The sequence below is a fragment of the Protofrankia sp. Cas8 genome (assembly GCF_963555845.1).
Taxonomy (GTDB): Bacteria; Actinomycetota; Actinomycetes; order Frankiales; family Frankiaceae; genus Protofrankia.
Genome location: NZ_CAUVXI010000022.1, coordinates 1 through 22,544 on the forward strand (window position 1 = coordinate 1; position 22,544 = coordinate 22,544).

24 protein-coding genes are annotated in these 22,544 nt (G+C 68.9%); 6 read left to right on the forward strand and 18 right to left on the reverse strand.

Annotated features, from left to right (window positions below):
- The 12 genes from U9977_RS05810 to crtI all read right to left on the reverse strand — a co-directional run.
- On the reverse strand, nucleotides 1-447 hold a 447-nt coding region (locus U9977_RS05810; protein ID WP_322748134.1), incomplete at its 3' end, for a protein kinase domain-containing protein.
- Between the two features lie 311 nt (nucleotides 448-758).
- Nucleotides 759-986 (reverse strand): WD40 repeat domain-containing protein, encoded by a 228-nt coding sequence (locus U9977_RS26845; RefSeq protein ID WP_416210486.1) that lies wholly within the window; start codon nucleotides 984-986, stop codon nucleotides 759-761.
- Nucleotides 901-1,248 (reverse strand): type II toxin-antitoxin system PemK/MazF family toxin, encoded by a 348-nt coding sequence (locus tag U9977_RS05820; protein ID WP_322748135.1) that lies wholly within the window; start codon nucleotides 1,246-1,248, stop codon nucleotides 901-903. The genes U9977_RS26845 and U9977_RS05820 overlap by 86 nt, the downstream gene beginning before the upstream one ends.
- Entirely contained in the window at nucleotides 1,235-1,465 is a 231-nt protein-coding gene (locus U9977_RS05825; RefSeq protein ID WP_322748136.1) for a ribbon-helix-helix domain-containing protein, read from the reverse strand. The genes U9977_RS05820 and U9977_RS05825 overlap by 14 nt, the downstream gene beginning before the upstream one ends.
- Nucleotides 1,466-1,690: 225 nt before the next feature.
- Nucleotides 1,691-2,773, reverse strand: coding sequence for a glycosyltransferase family 2 protein (locus U9977_RS05830; RefSeq protein WP_322748137.1), 1,083 nt, complete (start codon nucleotides 2,771-2,773; stop codon nucleotides 1,691-1,693).
- Nucleotides 2,749-3,495, reverse strand: coding sequence for an acyltransferase (locus tag U9977_RS05835; RefSeq protein WP_322748138.1), 747 nt, complete (start codon nucleotides 3,493-3,495; stop codon nucleotides 2,749-2,751). The genes U9977_RS05830 and U9977_RS05835 overlap by 25 nt, the downstream gene beginning before the upstream one ends.
- Nucleotides 3,447-4,403 carry a glycosyltransferase family 2 protein gene (locus U9977_RS05840; protein WP_322748139.1) on the reverse strand — a complete coding sequence of 319 codons (957 nt, stop codon included), beginning with the start codon at nucleotides 4,401-4,403 and terminating at the stop codon, nucleotides 3,447-3,449. The genes U9977_RS05835 and U9977_RS05840 overlap by 49 nt, the downstream gene beginning before the upstream one ends.
- Before the next feature lie 108 nt (nucleotides 4,404-4,511).
- Nucleotides 4,512-5,540, reverse strand: coding sequence for a phytoene/squalene synthase family protein (locus U9977_RS05845; protein ID WP_322748140.1), 1,029 nt, complete (start codon nucleotides 5,538-5,540; stop codon nucleotides 4,512-4,514).
- A 15-nt stretch (nucleotides 5,541-5,555) separates the two neighbouring features.
- The gene (locus tag U9977_RS05850) at nucleotides 5,556-6,515 is read right to left on the reverse strand and encodes a VWA domain-containing protein (RefSeq protein WP_322748141.1); all 960 of its coding nucleotides are present in this window, start codon (nucleotides 6,513-6,515) and stop codon (nucleotides 5,556-5,558) included.
- Complete coding sequence (locus tag U9977_RS05855) at nucleotides 6,512-7,525, reverse strand: DUF58 domain-containing protein (protein WP_322748142.1); 1,014 nt, start codon at nucleotides 7,523-7,525, stop codon at nucleotides 6,512-6,514. The genes U9977_RS05850 and U9977_RS05855 overlap by 4 nt, the downstream gene beginning before the upstream one ends.
- A complete protein-coding gene (locus U9977_RS05860; RefSeq protein ID WP_322748143.1) occupies nucleotides 7,522-8,727 on the reverse strand; it encodes a MoxR family ATPase in 1,206 nt (401 codons plus the stop codon). The genes U9977_RS05855 and U9977_RS05860 overlap by 4 nt, the downstream gene beginning before the upstream one ends.
- A gap of 169 nt (nucleotides 8,728-8,896) precedes the next feature.
- Complete coding sequence (crtI, locus tag U9977_RS05865; RefSeq protein WP_322748144.1) at nucleotides 8,897-10,408, reverse strand: phytoene desaturase family protein; 1,512 nt, start codon at nucleotides 10,406-10,408, stop codon at nucleotides 8,897-8,899.
- A gap of 148 nt (nucleotides 10,409-10,556) precedes the next feature.
- On the opposite strand from crtI, the gene U9977_RS05870 reads away from it, so the two are divergent.
- Together U9977_RS05870 and metF are read left to right on the forward strand one after the other, a co-directional pair.
- Nucleotides 10,557-11,243 (forward strand): hypothetical protein, encoded by a 687-nt coding sequence (locus U9977_RS05870; RefSeq protein WP_322748145.1) that lies wholly within the window; start codon nucleotides 10,557-10,559, stop codon nucleotides 11,241-11,243.
- A 44-nt stretch (nucleotides 11,244-11,287) separates the two neighbouring features.
- A complete protein-coding gene (metF, locus tag U9977_RS05875; protein WP_322748169.1) occupies nucleotides 11,288-12,220 on the forward strand; it encodes a methylenetetrahydrofolate reductase [NAD(P)H] in 933 nt (310 codons plus the stop codon).
- Here metF and U9977_RS05880 read toward each other — a convergent pair.
- Nucleotides 12,202-12,450 carry a hypothetical protein gene (locus U9977_RS05880; protein WP_322748146.1) on the reverse strand — a complete coding sequence of 83 codons (249 nt, stop codon included), beginning with the start codon at nucleotides 12,448-12,450 and terminating at the stop codon, nucleotides 12,202-12,204. The two genes, metF and U9977_RS05880, sit on opposite strands and share 19 nt — an antisense overlap.
- Nucleotides 12,451-12,575: 125 nt before the next feature.
- Between U9977_RS05880 and U9977_RS05885 the strand changes: the two genes are divergently transcribed.
- Nucleotides 12,576-13,283: a CDP-alcohol phosphatidyltransferase family protein gene (locus U9977_RS05885; protein ID WP_322748147.1), complete on the forward strand. Its 708-nt coding sequence runs from the start codon at nucleotides 12,576-12,578 to the stop codon at nucleotides 13,281-13,283.
- Nucleotides 13,284-13,310: 27 nt separating this feature from the next.
- Here U9977_RS05885 and U9977_RS05890 read toward each other — a convergent pair whose 3' ends face one another.
- The gene (locus U9977_RS05890; RefSeq protein WP_322748148.1) at nucleotides 13,311-14,858 is read right to left on the reverse strand and encodes a phytoene desaturase family protein; all 1,548 of its coding nucleotides are present in this window, start codon (nucleotides 14,856-14,858) and stop codon (nucleotides 13,311-13,313) included.
- 81 nt (nucleotides 14,859-14,939) lie between these two features.
- A complete protein-coding gene (locus tag U9977_RS05895; protein WP_322779052.1) occupies nucleotides 14,940-15,776 on the reverse strand; it encodes an undecaprenyl-diphosphate phosphatase in 837 nt (278 codons plus the stop codon).
- 378 nt (nucleotides 15,777-16,154) lie between these two features.
- Here U9977_RS05895 and U9977_RS05900 point away from each other — a divergent pair, with 378 nt between their 5' ends.
- On the forward strand, nucleotides 16,155-16,997 hold the full coding sequence (locus U9977_RS05900) for a tyrosine-protein phosphatase (RefSeq protein WP_322748150.1): 843 nt from the start codon (nucleotides 16,155-16,157) through the stop codon (nucleotides 16,995-16,997).
- Between the two features lie 172 nt (nucleotides 16,998-17,169).
- Nucleotides 17,170-18,060 (forward strand): polysaccharide deacetylase family protein, encoded by an 891-nt coding sequence (locus U9977_RS05905; RefSeq protein WP_322748151.1) that lies wholly within the window; start codon nucleotides 17,170-17,172, stop codon nucleotides 18,058-18,060.
- A 7-nt stretch (nucleotides 18,061-18,067) separates the two neighbouring features.
- Here the strand turns inward: U9977_RS05905 and U9977_RS05910 are convergent, their stop codons facing one another.
- Entirely contained in the window at nucleotides 18,068-18,931 is an 864-nt protein-coding gene (locus U9977_RS05910) for a putative RNA methyltransferase (RefSeq protein ID WP_322748152.1), read from the reverse strand.
- A 169-nt stretch (nucleotides 18,932-19,100) separates the two neighbouring features.
- On the opposite strand from U9977_RS05910, the gene U9977_RS05915 reads away from it, so the two are divergent.
- Nucleotides 19,101-20,426, forward strand: a complete 1,326-nt coding sequence (locus tag U9977_RS05915; protein ID WP_322748153.1) for an NAD(P)/FAD-dependent oxidoreductase — start codon at nucleotides 19,101-19,103, stop codon at nucleotides 20,424-20,426.
- A 90-nt stretch (nucleotides 20,427-20,516) separates the two neighbouring features.
- On the opposite strand, the gene U9977_RS05920 is transcribed toward U9977_RS05915, so the two are convergent.
- Together U9977_RS05920 and U9977_RS05925 are read right to left on the reverse strand one after the other, a co-directional pair.
- The gene (locus tag U9977_RS05920) at nucleotides 20,517-21,323 is read right to left on the reverse strand and encodes a FadR/GntR family transcriptional regulator (protein WP_322748154.1); all 807 of its coding nucleotides are present in this window, start codon (nucleotides 21,321-21,323) and stop codon (nucleotides 20,517-20,519) included.
- A gap of 564 nt (nucleotides 21,324-21,887) precedes the next feature.
- Nucleotides 21,888-22,544: lysophospholipid acyltransferase family protein (locus U9977_RS05925; protein WP_322748155.1), on the reverse strand; the 657-nt coding region annotated here is incomplete at its 5' end.

The window sequence follows — 22,544 nt, forward strand, 5'->3', positions numbered from 1 at the left end:
CGGGATTTTGGAGTTGTTCAGGATCACGATCGGGGCGAAGACATGCTTCGACGGCCCTGCGGATTGAGTCGGTACCACGGCCACTGATGCCTGGGAAGTTACTGTGGGTAATACGGCGCAGGCCCCCTGCGGGGACAGATCGGCCCGGCGACGGGTCAGCGTCCCTCCGGCCAGGAGCTCCATGACGATCAGATGCAGGTCGTCAGCCTCGACATAGTCGTAGACCCGGACCACGTGCGGATGGTCCATGGCGGCGAGTACCTGAGCCTCGGTGGTGAAATCGGCCGACGCCCCCTCGTGACCCGTGGCCAGGATCTTGATCGCAACATCGCGGTTCAGTCGCCGGTGCCGGCCGGCCAGCACCAAGCCGAACGCTCCCGCGCCGAGTTTGGCCCCCAGGTCGTAGCCGGGCAGGCCCGCCGCCACCTGAGCCCGGTCAACCAGCATGTACCGATAGTCGCCGACTACGCGCGACCCACGCCCCTGGCGGCACATGCCCGCTCATGATCCCCCAAGCATGTCATTCATCGAACACGCCGCGGCGAGTCTAACCGTCGCGCCAGCATTCGTAGTCTGCTTCCGGACGACTTGATCGGCGCGAGTTTGTCGTTGGGCACGCTTTTTCGGCTCACGAACGTACATAGCGACACACTCGCGCCGATCACAGCCTCGATGGCCGGTTCCTGACCGAATCCCGGGTACGTCGGCCACGGCCGGCGTTCACCGACGCTGGCTCTGAGGTTGAGGATCGAGGCGGGTCAGCGCGCCTGCCAGAGCCGCACTGTCTTGTCGACGCCGCCGCTGGCCAGGGTGTTGCCGTCCGGGGCGAACGCCACCGAGGTCACCCAGTCGGTGCGGCCGGTCTGGAGCGCGAGCGGACGTGAAGGCAGGCGATCGGTTTCAGAGCGCGAGGTGCAGTCGCAGGGCGTTGTCCAGCGCGGCCATCGTCGCGGGCGGGACTTCTGCGATCCGGTTGCCGATCCGATCCGCGGCCACCGCTCGTACCTGCTCGGCCTGGGCCTTCGAGTCGGCGGTGAGTCCGCAGTCGGCGGCCTTCAGCAGAACCTGGAAGGGAAACACGCGGTCAGTGCTGGACGTGATCGGTACGACGGTGACGACACCGCGGCCGGCACGTCCTGCCGCACGGTTCGCGGCGTCGTTGCTGACGATGACCGCGGGTCGGGTCTTGTTTGCCTCCGATCCTCGGACCGGTTCCAGATCGACCCAGTAGATGTCACCGCGACGCATCGGCGAGTTCGTCAGCCGCAATGGCGTCCCAGAGTTCGGCGTCTGTGGTGGCGGCCCACTCGTCCCAGGCTTCGGTGTAGGCGGTCTCGATGCTGGCCGCGCGCAGAAGCCCGACAGCCTGGTGGATGACCGCGGACCTCGACGAGTTGCTGCTCTGGGCACCGAACTCGTCGATGAAACTCACATCGTCGTCCGGCAGACTGATGCTGATTTTCATACTCCCGATGCTACCCGTCGTCCTACCGCGGCGCCTACCATCTGCCCACTGTCAGGGCGCCGGCTCCTCGGTCATGTAACCATGCGTGACCCGACGACGGATGGGGTGCGGTCGGTGGGCGCTTCCGGGCGAAATGATCGGCGCGAGTTTGTCGTTGGGTACGCTTTTTCGGCTTCCGAGCGTACACAGCGACAAACTCGCGCCGATCACAGCCTGGATGGCCGGTTACCGACCGGAGACAGCGGTATCCGGGACGTCGGCAGGGGAGCGTGCGGTGCTCAGGTGCCCCGGGGCGTCGACCGGGTAGGGCGGGTAGCCGGGCCACCAGCGTGACCGCGCCGCCCAGACCGTCCGCCAGCTGCCCTGGTTTCCGCCTGTGCCGCGGCCGGCGCGGGCGGCGGCCATGGCGAGACCGGCCCGCAGGACCACACCCAGCGCGAGCATCGCGAGGCAGAAGGTGCGCGCCCAGCCGGTCCGGTGTGTCCGGGCGAGCGTGGTCTTGCCGGTCAGCGTGAGGATCGTCTTGTTGGCATGGTGGGATGACGACGCGCCGCTGTGGTGGATCACGGTTGCCGTCGGAGTGATCACCGGGTCGTAGCCGGCGGCCCGGGCCCGCACCGAGAAGTCGACGTCCTCGCCGTACATGAAGTACCGCGGGTCGAGCCCGCCGAGCTGGGCGAACAGGTCCCGACGTACCAACAGCAGGCAGCCGGTGACCACCCCGACCGATGCGACGTTGTCGCGCTGCCACCCGCCGAGCGCTTCGGGGTCGAACAGGCGCGAGCCGCGCAGCGCGGTGGTCAGGCCGAGACCGAAGCACAGGTGGCTCCACAGCGTGGGCGCACCCCAGCACGAGCTGGGGTCGAGAGTCCGATCGGGCGCCAGCGTGCGTCCTCCGTACACCCCGTGGTGGGGATACTGCTCGGCGAAGGCGACGAGGCGGCCCACCGCGTCGTCGATGACCACCGTGTCGGAGTTGAGGAGCAGCACGTAGCGGCCGGTGGCGGCGCTCGCCGCGATGTTGACCGCACGGGCGAAGCCGAGGTTGGTCGGCTGCTCGATCAGCCGCACCCACGGGTAGCGCTCCTTGAGCACAGCGACGGTGTCATCGCTGGAGGCGTTGTCGACGACGACCACCTCGGTGCTCACGGTGTCCGGCGCAGCCTGCAGCGCTTCGGGGACTGCGGCCTGCGGGCGGGCAATCTGACGATCGTCGCGCGCCCCTTGGCCCGCTAGCGAGTCCAGGCAGGCGGTGGTGAGTTCACGGGTGTTGTAGGAGATGATCAGGACAGAGACGTCGATGGCCATGCTGTCCCCCGTCCGTTGTCGCCGGGAGCGCCGGTCGCCGGGTCTGCGGTCGGTTTGTTCCCAGCCGGCCCGTCTCCGGCTGGTTTGTCTGAGCCCGGTTCGTCAACGGCCTGCTCGTCAACGGCCTGCTCGTCAACGGGCGGTGTTGCGGTGCTCGCGTCGCCGCGGTGGCCGACCACCCGAGCGGGCGCGCCGACGGCGATGGCATCCGGCGGCAGCGACTTGGTCACCACCGAGTTGGCGCCGACGATGCACCCGTCGCCGATGGTGACACCCGCGACGACGACCACCCGGGCGCCCAGCCAGACGTTCGCGCCGATACGGATGTCGCGTTCGTCCTTGTCCTGGTGCATGACGGGTACACCGGGTGGTGTCCGGTAGTTGGACGCGGTGACGAAGACCTCGGGGGCGAACAGCGCGTGTTCGCCGATGTCGATACGGCCGGCCGAGTCACCGGCCCACAGGTAGCAGCGTTCGCCGATCTCGGCACCGGCGCCGATGGTGATGCGCTCCCCGTTGCGAATGGAGACGTTGGGTGCCAGGCGCACCCCGGGCCCCATGGTCAGCAGGCGGCGGGGCCGCACGTGCGAGTAGCCGTAGAAGTGCGCGACCCGCAGGAGGTGGGCATAGCCCAGCGGGTCGAGTAGCGAGCGTGCCGCCCGTAACGCGCTGCTCAGGCTGCGCCCGCGCTGGTGGTCCGGCTGGTGTTGTCGCGTTCCCATGTTTTCACGTCCCCCCGACGTAGCTTGCGGTGAGCCAGTAGCTGGGCCAGCACCACCATGCCGACATAGCAGGGTATGTCGACGGCTCTGCGTGGATCTTCTCGTACCACCCGGGCCCAGCCGCTGCGGCCGTTGGCGCTGGTGTCGGGCTTCGCCTCCGTCTGGCCGAGCTGGAGGTTGCCGGCATAGACGCGGACGAGTCGGTGCAGGTGGGCGCGGACAGTCCGGGCCGGAAAGATGGTGAACTCCACCCCGGGGCGGGCGGCCCGGCGCTCGTCGGCGCTGAACAGGGTGTAGAGGAAGAGATCGTCAGCGATGATCTCGGGGAAGTGCTCGAACCGTCCCCGCCCTGCTTCGTTGAGGCCGACCACCCCGGAGCCGACATGGCCGTCGCCGACGAACGGTTGGCGCATCCACAGTCGGTAGAAGCTGCGCACCGGCCAGCTGACCCCGGTCAGGTCGACGGCCAGCCGGGGCGCCGCCGCCATCGCGGCGTCCGTGCGCAGCAGATCCGCCGTCTTGAGCAGGACGTCACCGCGCACGACCACGTCGGCGTCCACGTAGAAGCGGGGGAACGACGTCACCGCCGCGTCGCCGAGATTGAGCGCCCCGGCTTTGCCTGGACGCGGTGTCTCCACCACCCGCGCCCCGGCAGCCCGGGCGAGTTCCGCCGTGCGGTCGGTGCATCCGTTGCACACCACGACGATGTCCAGGGCGCCTGCGGGCGCTCCGGTGCGCAGTGCCCGCAGGCAACGGTCGATGACCGCCTGCTCGTTGTGCGCCGGTATCACCACGCTGACCGGTGCCGCGCCCGGACCGTCGTCGGCGGCAGCAGCGGCAGCAGCGGCAGCAGTGTCGTCGTCGGCTACGCCATCCCCGGTCGCCGGATCGCCGTCGCGTGTCAGCATGTGGCCATCTGGACACTTGACGTTACCTGGCCGGGCCGGACCTGGCTGTGTGCAGGACCCAGCAGAACCCGAGGCATCGGGTCACTCCCCCCTGACGGATATGACTCGTCAAAACCCCGGCCGATAGTAGGGGGCGTCACCCGGCGGACGTACGCCCGGGTCGGCGTGGATCCGGCGGATATGGGCGGCGCGGACGATTCCCGGGCCTGCGACAGCGACGCGTCGGGCGAGCCCGACGCTGACCCTCCTGTCCAGCACCTGGTAATCGGCGCGTTCCACCTCGTCCAGAATGCCGCTGTAGAGCCGGAACGCGGTCCCGACACAATCGCGCGATGTCGGGTGCAGCAGTCGGATGCCGGGTCTGGCAGCGCGGAAGAGCTCCCGGGCGTGGCTGATCTCGAACGCGAGCAGCCGGCGGACCGGGCCGTCCACCACACCGGCGCGCAGGTGCTGCGGGGTCACGCCGAACAGGTCCAGCGACTCCCGCGGCAGGTAGACACGGCCCCGGCGCAGGTCCTCCCCGACATCCCGGATGAAGTTCGCGAGCTGGAACGCCGCGCCCAGATCGCGTGCGTAGGGCAGGGCGGCGGGACCGGCGGCCTCCAGGACGTGCACCATCTGCAGGCCGATCACCACCGCCGATCCGTGGACGTAGGCCATCAGATCCTCCCAGGTCGCGTAGGAGGTGACGGTGAGGTCCATCGCCATGGATTGCAGGAACGCCCTGAAGTACTCAAGCGGGATGCCCCACCGCCCGATCGTGTCGATGACCGCCGGTAGCACCGATGTCGCGGCAGTGCCCCCGCCCCCGGTGCCCCCGCCCCCGGGGGCCGTTCCGTCCCGCGGTGCCACGCGCAGGCCCGAGCGCGCCTGGGCGAGAAATTCCGCACTCCAACCGTGCAGCCAGGCCGCCCGTTCCCGGTCGGGGAGCGTGGAGTCGAGATCATCGACGATCTCGTCCGCGTAGCGCGCGAACCCGTAGAGCGCATGGACATAGGGCCGTTTCCAGGCGGGCAGCAACAGGGTCGCCAGAAAATACGTGCGGCCATGGGCGGCGTTGAGCCGGCGGCATTCCAGGTAGGAGCGCCTCAACTCCGGTGCGGTAATACCGGCGGCGGTCAGCTCACGCGCGCGCACAGTGCTGCTTTCGGGTCAGGGGAGCCGGGATGAGAAGGCCAGCGACAGCGCCGCGGCGGTCAGGCCGAGGCACAGCGACAATCCTACGAACCACATGGTGATCTCATGGAACTCGGTACGATATCCGATCGAGCTGCCGAGCCCTTGATACACCGACCGCAGTTCGTCGCCGGAGGCGGCTCGGTGGTAGGACCCGCCGGTCGTCTGGGCGATCTCGCGCAGCGCCGCCTCGTTGACCGGGACGGGAACCTGCTGGCCGCCGACGTCGAGGGTGCCGTCCGGGGTGCCGTAGGCGATCGTGTCCACCGGTATCCGGGCGCCGAGCGCGGCATCGCTGGCCTCGGCATTCGGGCGTCCCCGCTGGGTTTCACCGTCGGAGAGCAGCACGATGGCCGCCGGCGGCGGCGGCTGGCCGTCTGCGGTGACCTGGTCGCCGAGCGTGCTGATGGCCTGCAGGCAGGCGAAGATGCCCTCACCGATCGCGGTGGACGGACCCAGCTGCAGGCCGCGGATGCTGGCGCGGACCGATTCGCGGTCGGTGGTCGGCGGGACGAGAACAGCCGCGGAGCCCGCGAACGACACCAGGCCCAGGTTGATCCGTGGTGGCAGTTGATCCACGAACGACTCGGCGCCCTGTTTGGCCGACTCGAGCCGGTTGGGGGTGATGTCGATGGCCGCCATCGAGTTCGAGACGTCGATCGCCAGCATGATGGTCGCGCGTTCGCGGGGTATCCGTTCCGTGCGCGCCGGGCGGGCGAGGGCGAACACCATGGTGGCCAGCGTGAGCAGCAGGACAACAGCCGGCACATGGCGGCGCCACCACTGTGGGCGCCGCGGCAGCACGGACGCGAGCAGTCCCGCCGAGGCGAACCGGGCCGCATAGACACCCCGGCGCATCGACAGCAGGACGTAGGCCACTGCCAAGGTGGCGACCACCAGCAGCAGCCACAGCCAGTAGCCGGCGAGGAAGCTCATCGCGGCGTCCCGGCCGGTTGGGAGGTGACCCGCGGGCGCCTGCCCGCGCCACGGCTTCGACGGGTGGTCAGGACGAAGCGGACGATGTCGGCGAGCCAGTCGGTGTCGGTCCGCAGCACCAGGTGGGCGGCACCGGCCCGGCGCAGCGCCGCGGCCACCTCGCGGCGGTGTGTCGCGGCCGCGCGGGCGTAGGACTCGCGCAGGCGGCGAGACGAGGTGGGCACGTCCAGCATCGCGCCGGTCTCGGGGTCCATGACGGTGAGCAGCCCCACCTGCGGGAGTTCCAGCTCGCGTGGGTCGATGATCTCGATGGCGAGTACCTGGTGGCGCCCGGCGAGCGCGCGCAGCGGCCGTTCCCACGACATGTCCGTCGACAGGAAATCCGAGATCACCACAGCCAGGCCGCGACGTCGGGGTGGATGGCGCAGCCCGTTCACGGCCACCGCGAGGTCGGTGGTCGCGCAGAGGTCAGGAGATCGGGCCGGGCGGTCCAGCGCGGTGCGCGGCGTCGCCAACAGGGTCCGCAGCAGGGCCCGCAGGCCGTCGCGACCGGTACGGGCGGGTAGCACCCGTGGGCCGGAGCCGGAGAGCACATACGCTCCCAGGCGGTTGCCGCTGCGTGCGGTCAGGTAGCCGACCGCGGCGACCGCGGCGATCGCGAGGTCGCGTTTTTCACAAGCCGCGGTGCCGAATTCCAGGCTGGCCGTGAGGTCGACGAGCGCCCAGGTCTCCAGCTCACGGTCGGCTATGAGGTCATGGACGTGCGGGATGGTGGTACGGGCCGTGACCGCCCAGTCCATCCGCCGGACGTCGTCGCCGACGTGGTAGGTGCGGCTTTCGGCTTTTTCCGTACCGGACCCGGGTACCAGGCCCAGATGGTCACCGAGCAGCAGCCCGTCCAGACGCCGGGTGACGGTCAGCTCGAGACGCCGCAGGGTGCGCTCGATCGCGGGATCCGCGGCGAGCTGCTTGCCGGTTCCCGACCCGGGGGAGGGCCCCACGGCGCTCACGCGGTCGTCCTCCGGCCGTGGTGTTCGGCCTGGTGCCCGGTCTGGTGCCCGGTCTGGTGCCCGGTCTGGTACTCGGCGTGGTACTCGGGAAAGCCATGCGGGTTCGTGGTCCAGCGCCCGGCGTAGCCATGCTGGCGCGGAGCGACCTGCGGAGGTGTGGTGGCGGCCAGGACGCGTCCGGCGATGGCGTCCGCGGACAGGCCTTCCGCGAGAGCCTCATAGGACAGCACCAGCCGGTGCGGCAGTATGTCGAGAGCCACCGCGGCGACGTCATCGGGTACGACGTAGTCTCGCCCGCGCAGCAGCGCCAGTGCCCGTGCGGCCGCGACGAGACCGAGCGAGGCGCGCGGCGACGCGCCGTAGGCCAGGTGGCCGGCAAGCTCGGGCATCCCGAACTCGGCGGGCGAGCGGGTCGCCAGCACCATCCGCACGGCGTAGTCGGCGATCGCGTGGTGGACGAACACCTCCGTGGCGTGTTTCTGCAGCTTCATCAGGGTCCACGGGTCCAGCACACGCTCGGCCGCCGGCGGCGCCACGCCCATGCGTCGGACGATTTCGAGCTCCTCGACGCCGCTTGGATACGGTACGTTGATCTTCATCAGGAAGCGGTCGCGCTGCGCCTCCGGAAGCGGGTACACGCCTTCGGACTCGATCGGGTTCTGCGTGGCCAGCACCAGGAACGGCGCGGGCAGCCGATGGGTGACGCCGCCGAGGGAGACCTGCTGCTCGGACATGACCTCCAGCAGTGCCGACTGCACCTTCGCGGGTGCCCGGTTGATCTCGTCGGCGAGGACGAAGTTCGCGAAGACGGGGCCCAGCTCGACGTCGAAGGTCTCCCGGGTCTGGCGGTACACCCGCGTACCGATGATGTCGGACACGACCAGATCGCTGGTGAACTGGATACGCGCGAACGTTCCGCCGACCACCGTCGCCAGTGTCTGGACGGCCAGGGTCTTGGCCACTCCGGGTACGCCCTCCAGCAGACAGTGCCCGCGGGCGAGCAGGGCCACCAGCATGCGCTCGATCATGTGATCCTGGCCGACGATCACTTTCTTGACCTCGAAGAGGGCGCGTTCAAGATGATCGGCATCGGTGATCGTGTCCGGGTCGGCCAGGCTCTTCCCGCCCTGGTCGGAGTCGGCTGGGAGGGGACTGGGGCCGTCCGCGGTGGGCGCGGTCGCTGGAGCCTGCCGTTCGTCCATGGCCTCAGTCTCGCAGCGGATGCCGGGAATCGAGACCTGAAACGAGGGTGGTCAGCCAGTTCGAACAATGACTTAAGGGAAATCTAGGATTTCTCGTTTCACGGTAATCGGACTGGCGGTCAGCGTGAGTTGGCGATCAATTCGGTTTGCGGTCCATTCGGGTTTGTGCTCAGCGAAGTGCCCGGGAGCGGTAGGCCCGGTCCCGGCCGAGTACCCGCTCGGCGGCCAGTCGTCCCGAGATCAGCACCATCGGCACGCCGACGCCGGGCTGGGTACCGCTGCCGGTGAAGACCACGTTGTCCAGACCCGGGGCCAGGTTCGACGGGCGGAACGGACCGGTCTGGCCGACGGTGTGGGCGGCGGCGAACGGGGTACCGGCGGCCATTCCCCGGGCCCGCCAGTCCGCGGGTGTGATCGTGTGCTCGACCTCGATCGCGGCACTGAAGCCGGCGTACCCCCGCCGTTCAAGGGTCTCCACCACCTCGTCGCGGTAGCGTCGGGCGAGCACCGACCAGTCCAGCGGCGCGGTCAGGTTCGGCGTCGGGAACAGCACGTAGTAGCTGTGTCGGTCGGCCGGGGCCAGCGACGGGTCGCCGATCGTCGGCGTGGTGACCAGGAACGACGGGTCGCTCATCAGCTCACCCCGCTTGATGATCTCATCGAAGGTGCGCTGCCAGGCCCGTCCGAAGTGGATCGTGTGATGGGCCTGGTCGCCGAAGCCGGCGCTCGATCCGGCGAGCAGCAGGAAACATGACGGTGAATAGCGCAGGTCGCGGACCCGCCGCGGCGTGACGGAGGTGGGCAGCAGTTCCCGATAGGCGGTCGGAAGATCGGGGTTGAGCACCACCACGTCCGCGGCGATGCGTTCACCGGTCGCCGTGTGGACCGCGATCGCCCGCCGACCGCGGGTTTCCACCCGTGTCACGGTGGTGCCGTAGCGAAACGTCACTCCGTGTTTGGCGGCGGCCAGCGCCATCGCCACCGGAACGGCGTGCATTCCTCCGACCGGGAAGTACACCCCGGCTACCGAGTCCATGTAGGCGATCACCGCGTACACGGCGAGCGCGTCGTGGGGGGACAGGCCTGCGTACATCGCCTGGAACGAGAAGACCCGGCGGGTGCGCTCGTCGTGCAGGTACCGGGCCACCACCGCATCGAGGCGGCGGAAGGCACCCAGGGCGACCAGACGGGCCAGGGACGGCCGCACCAGGTCCAGCGGTGAGTCGATCGAGTTGTCGATGAAGTCGCGCATCTGCGCCCGGTACAGCTGCGATACGAATGCGACGAACCGGCGGTAACCGGCGGCTTCGCCCGGCCCGCACACGCGGGCGATCTCATCGGCGGTCGCGTCCGGGTCGGCGTGGATGTCGAGTGTGGATCCGTCGGGGTAGCGCGCCCGGTACAGCGGGTCGACCGGGCGCAGCTGCAGCCAGTCGTCAAGGTTCTCCCCGACGCAGTCGAAGGCGTCCGCGATCAGGTCCGGCATGGTCAGGACGGTCGGCCCGGTGTCGAACCGGTAGCCGCTCATGCGCAGCTGCCCGGTCCGCCCACCGGGGACGTCCTCGCGTTCGACCACGGTGACCTGCCGGCCGGCGCCGGCCAGCCGCAGGGCGGCGGACAGTCCGCCCAGGCCTGCCCCCACGATCACAATCCTGTCGGTCGGGCCGATGACCGTACGCATCCTGCTCCTCAGGGGATCGCCACCAGCGAGAATGTGTGGATCGCATTCGCTGACAGAACCAGTCGCTTGACGAGCAGGTCGCTCGACGAATCAGTTGCTCAACGAATCAGTTGCTCAACGAATCAGTTGCTCACAGAACGGGGAACGGATGACAACCGTGGTCGTGGTCGGAGCAGCCGTCGTCCTGTTGTGCGCGGCAGCCGGCGGTATCGCGCTGCTGTACCGGCCGCCGGCGGAGATCGGGCAGACGGTGGCGGGGGTCGGCGCCGTCGAGGTTCGACTGGCCGCAGGCCGGGTGGAGATCGCCGAGACCGACCGGGTCGACGCCCGCCTGGAGATGACCGTGCGCCGACGTGTCGGGCGGACCCGCCCGGCGCTGGCGCGCAGCGGCGACGTGCTGCGCATCGACGGCCGTGTCAGCGAGGCCCGGGTCCGGCTGACGTTGCCCAGGGCGACCCGCGTACGAGCGGAGGTGCGCCGCGGGGATGTGACACTGTGGGGATCCGACGGTGACCTCGTCCTCCTGACGGACTCCGGCACCATCGCAGGACGTGAGCTGGGCGGGCGCAGGGTCACCGCACGCAGCCGCCTGGGAGATGTCATCCTGCATTTCTCGTCTCCGCCCGATCAGGTGAGCGCGCACGGCCACAGCGGCGCGGTCACGGTTGTCGTACCGGGCGGTCCCTATGCCGTGGATGTGGAGTCGGCGGACCCCGGTGCCGTCGATGTCAGCGTTCCAGCTGACCCGGCGGCGACCCGGACGGTTTCGGCCCGCAGCCGGTCCGGGCGGGTACGGGTGTGCAGCCCCGCCCCGGGCGGACCGGTGCGCCTGTGAGCCGCCGAGGGCCCCGGCCCATGGCAGCCACTACCCTCGAGCCTATGACGGCGGTCAGGAGCGGGCTGGGACCTCGGGTGCTGACTGTGCGGGACTTCCTCGCGTCCGGTCAGCCGTCGTTCTCGTTCGAGTTCTTCGCACCCAAAACCCCTGCGGGGGAGCGCCACCTGTGGACGGCGATCAGGGAGTTGGAATCCCTGCAACCGTCCTTCGTGTCGGTGACCTACGGTGCGGGCGGGTCTACCCGCAAGGGAACCATCGGCGTGACCGAGCGGATTGCGACCGACACCACTCTCACACCGATCGGGCACCTGACGGCTGTCAACCACTCCGTGTCCGAGCTGCGGCAGGTGATCGGCAGTTACGCCGGAGCCGGGGTGCACAACGTACTGGCGTTGCGTGGCGACCCGCCCGGTGATCCGCGGGGGACCTGGGTCGCGCACCCGCAGGGTCTGCGGTATGCCGAGGACCTCGTGCGCCTTGTTCGGTCGCTGGGCGACTTCTGCGTCGGGGTCGCGGCGTTCCCGGACCGCCACCCGCGTTCGCCCGACTTCGACACCGACGCCCGCCACCTGGTCGGCAAGCTGGCCGCGGGCGCGGACTACGCGATCACCCAGTTCTTCTTCGATGTGGACGCCTACTTCCGGCTGGTCGAGCGGGTCCGCCGGCTCGGCTGCGAGGCGCCCGTCATCCCCGGGGTGATGCCCGTGACGAATGTCGCGCAGATCGAGCGGATGGCGCAGCTGTCCGGCGCGGAATTTCCCGCGGATCTGGCCGGCCGGCTGCACGAGGTGGCCCACGACCCGGTGGCGGTGGCGGCGGTCGGGGTGGCGGTCGCGACGGACCTGTGCGAGAAGCTGCTGGCCGGAGGTGCACCGGGCATCCACTTCATCACGTTGAACCGCTCGACCGCCACCCGTGAGGTGTTCCGCTCCCTGTCCGGATGGCGGGCGGCCGGTCAGTCGTGGTCCTCGTAGGCGTCGAAGACGCACAACAGCCACTCGTCCCGGAAAGGCTGCTCGCGGACGAGGGCGAAGTCGGCCAGGTTCGCCGCGTCGACGACCGCTGCCACCAGGTCGAGGTCCAGGGTGCCGAACACGGGTGTGATGCGGACCGCGACCACCACTTGGTCGCGCTCCGCGTTGAAGATTGCTGTCGGATGCAGGTCGTCGAGTGTCTCCACGACCAGGGGCGAGTGCTTGGTCACCGATGTCTCCTGCGGCCGCCTTGCGGCGGCTCCTCGAAGGGGGCTGACAGTCGTCGGTAGTGGGTCGTCATCACAAGCGGGTCATGTCGGACGACGGAACCATACGCAGAGGGCACGATGGCTTGGTGACCACCCCGGTGCCCGACCGTGACGGCTTTCTCAGGGAGTGGTCGGGCCTGCACGGAGGTTACGATGCCACAACCGGCATGTGGCTCGTCCGCTGGTGGCTCGGCCTGGTCTACCGGCTGGGACGCCCGTTGGCCGTGGGTGGTATCGGCCCCACGTCGATCACTGTCGCCGGGACGCTGCTGACCGGTGCCATGCTGCCGGCCGCGGCGCTGGGCGGCCCGTACCCGTTGCTAGCCGCGATGATCGTCGTTGCTGGTGGCCTCCTGGACAACCTTGACGGATGTGTGGCTGTCCTCACCCGTCGGGTGACGCCCTGGGGGTACGTCCTCGACTCGCTGGCGGACCGGATCTGTGACGGAATCTACCTTGTCGCCTTCTGGCTGCTCGGCGCCCCCGGTGGGGTGTGTGCCGTTGCCGGGGCCGCGGTCGCGCTGCTGGAGTATCTGCGTGCGCGGGCCGGGAACGTGGGGTTCTGCGAGATCGGCGTGGTGACGGTCGGCGAGCGGCCCACCCGGATCATCATCACAGTAATCGCGATGCTGGGCGCGGCGATCGACCCCGGCCGTGCCGACCTTGCCGGCATGATCGGTGCCGCCGCCACCGCAACGGTCTGTGCCGGGGGCCTGATCCAGCTCGGCATCGTGGTCCACCGGACGTTGCGGACCGCGACGTTGCCGACCGGGGCCGGCGTATCCCGACACTGACCACAGCGCGTGGTACGGATCATCGCACTACGCGGGGCCGATCATGTCGGCGACGATTTTCGCGGACATGGCGACCAGCGGGAGGCCCCCACCAGGGTGGGACGACCCCCCGACGAGAAACAGTCCCGGAATCGGCGAGCGGTTGCCCGGTCGCAGGAACGCCGCGCGCACGCCGTTGGACGATGTCCCGTAGATCGCCCCGCCGACCGCGCCGGTCCGTCGCTCCAGATCGGCTGGAGTGATCACACGGTGCCACAGCAGCCGGGCCCGGACATCCAGGCCGCGCTCGGCCATCAAAGCCAGGACCTGGGTGGCGTAGGTGTCGGCAAGCCCTGGTCGATCCCAGTCCACCCCGCGGTTGACCGGGCCGCCGACCGGGCCGGTGCCGGTGCCGCCGCGTGCGGGCCGTGGCGTCGCGGCGTCGCGCGGCGGAGCGGTTGTGTGCCGGGCCGCGTTCACCAGGACGAACCATGCCTCACAGCCCGGCGGTGCGAGGGCGGGGTCGTCGGGCGCGCTTATGTAGATCGTCGGATCGGTGGCCAGGCGGCCGCCGAATACCGCGTCGAACTCGCCGTCGTTCTCGGCGGGGAACAGTACCGTGTGATGGGCGAGATCCGGCGTCCGCCCGCGCAGGGCGAGCAGCAGGACGAAGCCGGACAACGACGCCGGCGCCCGGCGTAGCCGCCGCTGCGCCCGCCGGTGGGGCGCGAGCATGCCGTACACCGTGCGGGCATCGACGCCGGACACCACCAGGTCCGCGTCGATGCCCCGGCCGCCGGCCAGCTGTACCCCGGTCACCCGACCACCGGCGTTGCGGGTGATCGCGACGACCTGATGGTCGAGCAGCAGGCGCGCGCCACGGCACACGGCCCGGTCCGCGACAGCCTGGCCGAGCTGGTGAAGGCCGCCGGGGATGTACCAACCGCCGTAGCAACGCTCGACGTGCGCGATGGCCGCGAGGGCCGCCGGTGCCTGGCGCGGATCGGAACCGGTATAGGTCGCATACCGTTCGAGGAACATCCGCAGTCGCTGGTCGGTGAGATGACGCCGGCCGAGCCCACGTACCGTCAGGCCGGGCGCGATGGTGGAGATGTCGCCTGGACGTCGCAGCGCCAACCCGGCCAACGACCGGACACCGGCGTTGGGGGCGGCCAGAAACGGGCCGCTGGTCGCCTCCCACAGACGCTCGGCGTGGGCTGCCAGCCGGCTCCACTGCTCGCCCGACCCGGGACGCAGGACGGCGTCCAGCTCGGCGGTGAACGCGTCGTCGTCGGCGTGAGCGTCGAGGACGGTCCCGTCGGCGAAGCGGTTGCGGGTGATCGGGTCCAGTCGGCGCAGCTCGAGGATGTCTCCCAGGGGCGCGCCGGTGGCGGCGAACAGGTCCGCGAAGACGTCCGGCATCGTCAACAGGGACGGCCCGGTGTCGAAGGAGAAGCCGTCCAGGCTGAACCGTGCGAGCTTGCCGCCGATCTCGGATGCCTGCTCGCAGATGGTGACGGTATGCCCGGCGGCGGCCAGTCGCGCGGCCGTCGCCAACCCGCCGACCCCCGCGCCGACCACGACAACCCGAGCCACCCCGCGACCCTATGCGGTGCTCTCGCATGCGATGGCCGTTCTGGCCGCCTCGCCGACGAGCCCGGCCGACGAGCCCGATCGTCAGGTCGCCGAGAGGATCCCCGTTGCGAGCAGCAGCAGCACGGTCGTGCCGAGGATGATCCGGTAGATGATGAACATGTCATAGTTGTTCTTGCCGATGAATTTCAGGAGCCAGGCGATGGCGACATAGGCCACGGCGAAGCTGACGGCCGTAGCGATGATCGTTGGTGTCCAGCCGACCCCGTGGGCGATGTTGCCGGCCTCGCTGACGCCCTGCAGGGCCGCAGCCCCGAACAGGGCCGGGATGGAAAGGAAGAACGACAGTCTGGTGACGGTCACCCGGTCAAGGCCCCGCGTCAGACCGGCCGACATGGTCGCGCCGGACCGGGAGATGCCAGGGATCAGCGCGGCACACTGGACCAGACCGATGGCGAGGGTGTCCTTCCAGGTGACGTCCGCCTCGTGGCGCTTCTGGGTCGCGTTGCCGTCGGCGTACGCTATGACACCGCTCCACACCACGAGCGCGGTGCCCACGAACCAGAGGCTGCGCAGTGTCGTCTCGATCATGTCTTTGAACAGCAGCCCGACCACACCGATGGGTAGCGAACCCAGCAGCACCGCCCATCCGAAGAGGTAGTCGGGGTGGCCGCGCCACCGGGGTTGGACGATGCCGCGAAGCAGGGCGGCCAGGATCCTCCCCAGGTCCTTGCGGAAGTACAGCAACGTCGCGAAGACGGCGCCGACCTGGATGATCGCGGTGAACGCCGTTATGTCGGGGTCGTCGATGGAGTAGCCGAGCAGTTTCTCCAGGATCGTCAGATGTCCGGTACTCGATACCGGCAGGAACTCCGTCAGTCCCTCGACCGCACCGAGAAACGTCGCCTCCAGGACGTTCACGCCCACCCCTCTCCCCAAGCATTATTGATACTATTGCAGCGATTTGTCACTTTCCGGCATCGTGCAGCGGCATATGGCGACAGCCCTCGTCGGTTCTCGCGGCACCGGGTGGACGACCCGAGTGCGGGGAGATCGCCGGTACCTGCCGCCTTGCAGCACATATCAGCTAAAATCAACTAAATCTTATAGCACCCCAAAATGTAACGTCGCGTCGCCGTGCGCGATTGTACGGCGGCCCACGAGGTCGCAGCCCCCGAACATCCGGGGAGGCGTCGCTGCGGAGCTGGCCGGCGCAAACCTTGGCCATGGGTTCAGGCGTGGGACGGATACGTGTGCTCCACTGGAACAACACCGGACGATCAGGGCGGGAGCGAAGCCATGGGCGGCAGTGAGACGGCGGCGCACGAGACGGCGGTGCACGAGACGGCAGCAGGCAGTCCGCCGGTACCGGCGGCACTACCGGTGCCGGCAGCCCGGGAGGCTCGCGGCGGATCGCTACCGCGGCGCGATCGAGATCAGCTGGTGAACCTGCGGGATCTCGGCGGACTGCCGACGCAGGACGGTCGGCGTACTCGACCCGGCGTTCTGTACCGCAGTGACGCCCCGCGCCATGGCGACCGGCTACCGGTATTCGATCGTGAATGGCCACCCCGCACGGTCATCGACCTGCGGTCGCCGGTCGAGCGCGACGGTAGCCCGCACCCACTGGAATCGGCGGTGACCGATGTCCGAGTGATCCCGTTGCTCGGTGACGTCGACCCCGCGCATCCCACGTCCGAGATCGTTGTTGCCCTCGCGGGCGGCCTGAGCACGATGTATCGGGCGATCGTCGAACGGACCGGATCGCGGGTGGTCGAGATCCTTCATCTGGCCGCCCATGCGCCTGGACCACTCCTTGTGCATTGTGCGGCCGGCAAGGACCGGACAGGCCTGGTCGTGGCGGTCCTGCTACGTGCGGTGGGCGTTGAACCGGACGCGATACTCGCGGATTACGCGGCGACGGCCGCGAACATGGCGGAGGTACTGCGCCGACTAGGTAACAATCCGTTGCTGCCTGGAGCGGGCATGGGTGCTCCCGACCTGACCACGACCTCGATCTCGGCTGTCGAGCAGGTACTGGCCGTCATCGACGATCATCCGGGTGGCCTGTCCGGTTGGTTCGCGGCCAACGGCGCGCATCCGGACGCGGTGCCCACCTGGCGGGCCAGGCTGTTGTCCTGACCCCGTTTGTCCTGACCCCGTTTGTCCTGACCCCGTTTGTCCTGACCCCGTTTGTCCTGACCCCGTTTGTCCGGAGTCGCCGGGTGCCGCGTGTGGTGACCGACCACGCAGGGCAGCCGGGACTGCATCGCTGCAGTTGCGCTCCGTAGTCAAGCTCTTCAGAATCTCATGGGTGGACCGACGTCGCCTTGTGAAAATTCTCGCCCTCGGGGCCGCCGACCTGCTCGTCGGTTGTGCCGGTGACCGCCCGAAGTCCGTTCCGCCGGCGGTTGGTCCGCGACCTGTCGTCCCGCCGATCCGCATGGTGCCCGATGCGCCGGTCCCACCGCAGGCGGCGCCGTCAGGTGGCCGACTGGAGCCGTCAGGTGGCTTGCTGGAGCCGTCAGCCGGCCCGTGGGGGTCGCCCGCTCCGCTCGCGGTCGCGCCGGGACAGCAACAGATCCTTTTCAACGCGCCGGGAGCGACCCGCCAGGTTGCGCTTACCATTGACGACGGTTTTAATGCCACCGCGGTTGCCGGATATGTCGACTTCGCCAGCCGGGCGAAAATTCCGCTCTCGTTCGCGCCGAACGGGATGTACCGCAACGTGTGGAATCAGCATGCAGCCGCCGTCCGGTCGCTGATCAAATCCGGGCAGGTCACGATGGTCAACCACACCTGGAGCCACCGCAGTATCCGTACACTTTCCGACGCGACGCTGCGCGCCGAGGTGGAACGCAATGACGACTGGGTCAGACAGACATTCGGCGTCACGACCCGACCGTGGTTCCGCCCGCCGTACGGGGAGCACAACGAGCGGTCGAGAGCGATCCTCGCTGAACTGGGTTATTCGCGCATCCTTATGTGGAGCGGGTCGGTGGGCGACTCGATGATGGGCGTCACTGCCGGCGAACTCATCGCGGCTGCGCGTCAGGCCATCCAGCCGGGGGCGGTCGTGCTTGGACACGCGAATCAACAGGTGGTCGTGAATCTCTACGGAGAGCTCGAACGCCTGATCATTGCGCGGGCGCTCGTCCCGGTCACGGTCGAAACCATGTTCATGGCAGACCTGATCGCTCGCTGAATCCGCTCTATGTCGGGTGGGGCTCGTACACCTCGATTGTGAATGACGCCGTCGGGGTCGCGCCGTTCGGCCACCGTTCGTCGATGATCGATTGGATGTCGGCGGTGCGACGGTGGTGGGCGGTCGGCCCCATCATCACAAGATGGAGGAGATCATATGCGGTGAGCGACATTTCGAGGTCGAGTGTCAACCGTTCCCGTCTGACGAAGGATTCACCCAGGGTCGAGCGGAGGCGCTCGGGCTTGCGCTGATCGACCGTGACCAGACCCAGCGGACCGACAAGGCCGGCCAGATGGCGGACGGTGGGCGTTACGATGACGAGATACCCGTCCGGCCGGAGGATGCGGTGCATTTCCGTGACATTGCGCGGCGCGAAGACATCGAGAATGACCGACGCCGTGCCCGTTCGCACCGGCAGCGGGCCGCGTACGTCCACGCCGACCGCGCCGATCCGCGGATGCGCGCGGGCCGCGCGCCGCAGTGCGTAGGTGGACACGTCAATGGCGATGCCGACCGCGTCGGGGCACAGGTTCAGCAGATGCGCCAGGTAGTACCCGGGGCCGGCGCCGATGTCGACGACGACCTGCTCATCACCGATCGTCCAGGTTTCCCTCGTCGCGCCTTGGATGACCGAGCCAAGCTGGTCGGCGAGCGCGCGGTAGTGACCGCCCGCGAAGAACGCCTCTCGTGACCGGACCATGTCCGCGCTGTCGCCGGGGATCCCAGCGGCCCGACCGGTCGTGAGGGTCAGGTGACCCCCTCGGGCGAGGTCGTAGGCGTGGCCGCCCGGGCAGCGCACCTGCCCGTTGCCGGTGGCGAGATCCTGTCCGCACAGCGGGCATGTGAGATAGGCGAGAACCGTATGAATCACGCCTGGCCCACCGCCATCATCGGCCGCATGACAACGACCGTACGTGCCCGGTGAGGGTCGTGGATCGACGTGCGACCGGCCTGTGTTCCAGCGGGCCGAAGGGCGCGCGACGATCGTCAGATCGCGCGCCCGCAGGCCGCAGTCCCCGGCGCGCTAACAGTGAGGTGGTATGACGCACGTGTCCGCTGACGAGGGCCCGGGAGCCGGCCGCGGGTCGCGCCCGCCCGGGCGGGTGGCGGTTGTCGGCGCCGGTATGGTCGGCCTGGCCAGTGCCTGGTTTCTGCAGGAGCGCGGGGTCGAGGTCACAGTGATCGAGCGCGTCCGGGTGGCCGCTGGATCGTCCTGGGGTAACGCCGGCTGGCTCACCCCGAGCCTGGCTGCGCCGCTGCCGGAGCCGGCCGTACTGCGCTACGGCCTGCGGGCTGTCCTGATGCCGACATCGCCGGTGTACGTACCGCTGCGAGCAGACCCGCGATTGCTGCGCTTCCTCGCCGGATTCGCACGCAACAGCACGGCCAACCGTTGGCGGCGGGCGATGGGGGCACTTGCGCCGGTCAATCGGCGGGCACTTGGTGCCTTCGACATCCTCGCGGCCGGGGGAGTGGACGTACCAACCCGCCCGGCCGTGCCGTTCCTGGCCTGCTATCGCGATCCATACGAGCGGGAGGCGCTGATCCTCGAACTCGAGGAGATCCGCAGGGCCGGCCAGCACGTCGAGTTCGACCTGCTCGACGGCCGCGCCGCGCGCACACTGGAGCCGGCGTTGACCGATGGGATCGGTGCCGCGATCCGCATCCACGGCCAGCGCTTCTGCGATCCCGGGGATTTCGTGACAGCACTCGCGGACAGTGTCCGGGCCCGGGGCGGCGAGCTGCGGGAGGGCGTCGGCGTACTGGCCATCCATGCCGACCGGGCTGCCGACCGTGGCGATCGACGTCGTGCTGGGGCCGCGGAGGTGGGGCTGGAGCTCTCTACCGGGCAGATCGACCGGTTCGATGCCGTGGTGGTCGCCTGCGGCGCGTGGCTGACCGATCTCGTGCGCCCGTTCGGGGTCCGGACTCTCGTTCAGGCGGGGCGTGGGTACAGCTTCAGCGTCACCGCGCGCGACCTGCCGCGCGGCCCGCTGTACTTTCCGACCCACCGGGTGGCGTGCACACCGCTCGGGAACCGGTTGCGCATTGCCGGGATGATGGAGTTCCGGGAACCGCACGCGCCGCTGGATCGCCGCCGTATCACCGCGATCGTCAATGCGGTGCGTCCGCTGTTGGCCGGTGTCGATGTCGATACGCGGACGCAGGAATGGGTCGGTTCCCGTCCGTGTACACCGGACGGTCTTCCCCTGATCGGGCGGACGGCGTCACCTCGGGTGTTTGTCGCCGGCGGTCATGGGATGTGGGGCATCACCCTTGGACCGATCACCGGCCAGCTGGTGGCTGAGGCGGTCACCACCGGGCGTTGTCCTGATCACCTCGCGCCGTTCGACCCGCTGCGGTGATCTGTAGCAATCCGCAGGCACGGCCGGGCCCAAGGGGCTCGCCCAGTGTCGACACCGGTGTCGACACCAGCGTCGACCGACGTTTGCCGATCAGCCGAGTAGATCGAGCACGGTCGCGGCCACCGGGCCGTCGGTCAGGTAACGGCCCGCTTCCAGCAGATGCTCCCGCCACAGGTCCTCGGCGGCGCGGGCGTCACGGGCTTCGATGAGGTCCACGACGCGCTCGTGGTCGACGAGTCGCCGGCGGATGGCGAGCCGGTGCTCGGGGCTGCGCTCCGCGGCTGGATGGGAGAGCGTCGCAAGATCGAGAATGTGGCGCAGCATGCCTGACAGGACCGAAAGCGTCGTGTTTCCGGCGAGCTCCACCAGCAGCACGTGAAAGGCGAGATTGGCCTGCAGGCACTGGCCTGGATCGTCGGTCGCCGTCGCGGCGGCTGTCTCGGTCACCGCGAGCCTGAGTTTGTCGAGGGCATCCTGGGTACGGTTCGCTGCCAAGATTGCCACGCACGGCGGCTCGATCACGACGCGAGCCTGATGGATGTCGGCCAGCGTGGTACCGCGGTACTCCAGGACCAGGGCGGCATAGCGGGCGGCGATGTCGCCGTTGGGGGTGTGCACCCGGGCGCCACCGTGCGCACCGCGCCTGACTGTGATCAAGGCCTCGGATTCCAGCACACGGAATGCTTCTCGCAATGTCGGCCGGGAGACACCGAACTGTTCCATGAGGGTCGCCTCGGGCGGCAGTGCGTCGCCTTCGACGAGTTCTCCCCGTACGATCCGGCGTCGTAGGTGCGCCGCGACCAGCTCAGCGGTCTTCGGGACCCGAACCTGCTGCCCGATCGCGACCACTGTGCCGACCCTGCTAGCAGTCGGCATCGCCAGCTCTTGTACAGCCATCGTGGGCGCCTCCATCGACAACGAACAGGTGAGTCTCTATACAACACGGACTCGGCGAGCCAAACGGGTTGGCTCAAATGTTGTTGGTGCTTGAGGTTACCAATGGGTCGCCCCTGTGCTCTAGAGAGTCCGGACACATCTGGGGATCGGATGTTGTCTACAAGTAGTCTTTGCCTTGTCTGCACGGGGAGTCGGGCTAGAGCTGCCGGGTAGAGGTGCTCCTGAAGAAATGCCCGCCCACCCCTTGTGTAAAGGTCTGTCGACCCTTGTGCTATAAGAGCACCCGGGATCGGCCGCACGGATGTCGACCGGCCTGGCATCCAGCCGGGGAACCTGCCACGGCCTGCCGGGCGAAACGGCCTGCCGGGCGAAACGGCCTGCCGGGCGAAACGGCCTGGGTGGTCCGAGCGGGCGACGCGACGGGAGCCCCGGGACGAGCAGGGTTATGATCACGGGTGCCCGGAACTCGGGGTGCTGAAAGCTACGTGATGAGATCTATCTGACAATGCTCGCGGTTGTTCTCGCCGTGTTTCGACGAGGCGAGCGAAGATCTAAAACAGGCCCTTACTTCTTGTCGCGGAGCGCAGCCTGCTCCCGCGCGACCGTCTCGAGCGTGGGTGCACAGCCACCCAGATGGGCGGGTAGCCACCATGGTGACTCGCCGGGAGGGGGCGGTGGGTAGTCCCGCTGGGCGTCGGCGAGAAGCTTGGCCATGGCATCGGCCAGCAGTTGTGTTCCAGTCTGGGCATCTTTCAGGTCGGCCGTCGGGATCGACTCGCCAATCATGATCGATACGGGGGTTCCTCGCGCCGCCCGGAGGTTACGTGGCCGTCCCTTGGTGAGGATGCGCTGGCTGCCCCAAATGATTACCGGGAGTGCGGGAACGCCCGCTTCGGCGGCCATTCGGGCCGCCCCGGACTTGAAGGGCTGGAGACAGAAGCTACGACTGACGGTCGCCTCGGGGAAGACCCCCACGAGCTCGCCAGCCTTCAAGGCCTGTACCGCGTGACGGTACGAGCCGGCCCCTGCCGATCGGTCGACGGGGATATGGCGCATCCCTCGCATCAGCGGCCCGGCAATGGGGTGGGCGAAGACCTCGTGTTTGGCCATGAAGCGCACCAGACGCCGGTGAGCGTACCAGAACGGAACACCGGCGAGCGCGAAGTCCAGATACGACACGTGGTTGATCGCCACCACGCAGCCACCCGTGGCCGGTATGTG

Bases quoted from the DNA above. Each gene is read 5' to 3' on its own strand.
- U9977_RS05840 (WP_322748139.1), bottom strand. From the start codon at position 4,403: ATGCTGACACGCGACGGCGATCCGGCGACCGGGGATGGCGTAGCCGAC.
- U9977_RS05870 (WP_322748145.1), top strand. From the start codon at position 10,557: ATGACAACCGTGGTCGTGGTCGGAGCAGCCGTCGTCCTGTTGTGCGCG.
- U9977_RS05900 (WP_322748150.1), top strand. From the start codon at position 16,155: ATGGGCGGCAGTGAGACGGCGGCGCACGAGACGGCGGTGCACGAGACG.
- U9977_RS05915 (WP_322748153.1), top strand. From the start codon at position 19,101: ATGACGCACGTGTCCGCTGACGAGGGCCCGGGAGCCGGCCGCGGGTCG.
- U9977_RS05820 (WP_322748135.1), bottom strand. From the start codon at position 1,248: ATGCGTCGCGGTGACATCTACTGGGTCGATCTGGAACCGGTCCGAGGA.
- U9977_RS05830 (WP_322748137.1), bottom strand. From the start codon at position 2,773: ATGGCCATCGACGTCTCTGTCCTGATCATCTCCTACAACACCCGTGAA.
- U9977_RS05825 (WP_322748136.1), bottom strand. From the start codon at position 1,465: ATGAAAATCAGCATCAGTCTGCCGGACGACGATGTGAGTTTCATCGAC.
- metF (WP_322748169.1), top strand. From the start codon at position 11,288: ATGACGGCGGTCAGGAGCGGGCTGGGACCTCGGGTGCTGACTGTGCGG.
- U9977_RS05835 (WP_322748138.1), bottom strand. From the start codon at position 3,495: ATGGGAACGCGACAACACCAGCCGGACCACCAGCGCGGGCGCAGCCTG.
- U9977_RS05860 (WP_322748143.1), bottom strand. From the start codon at position 8,727: ATGGACGAACGGCAGGCTCCAGCGACCGCGCCCACCGCGGACGGCCCC.
- U9977_RS05850 (WP_322748141.1), bottom strand. From the start codon at position 6,515: ATGAGCTTCCTCGCCGGCTACTGGCTGTGGCTGCTGCTGGTGGTCGCC.
- U9977_RS05920 (WP_322748154.1), bottom strand. From the start codon at position 21,323: ATGGCTGTACAAGAGCTGGCGATGCCGACTGCTAGCAGGGTCGGCACA.
- crtI (WP_322748144.1), bottom strand. From the start codon at position 10,408: ATGCGTACGGTCATCGGCCCGACCGACAGGATTGTGATCGTGGGGGCA.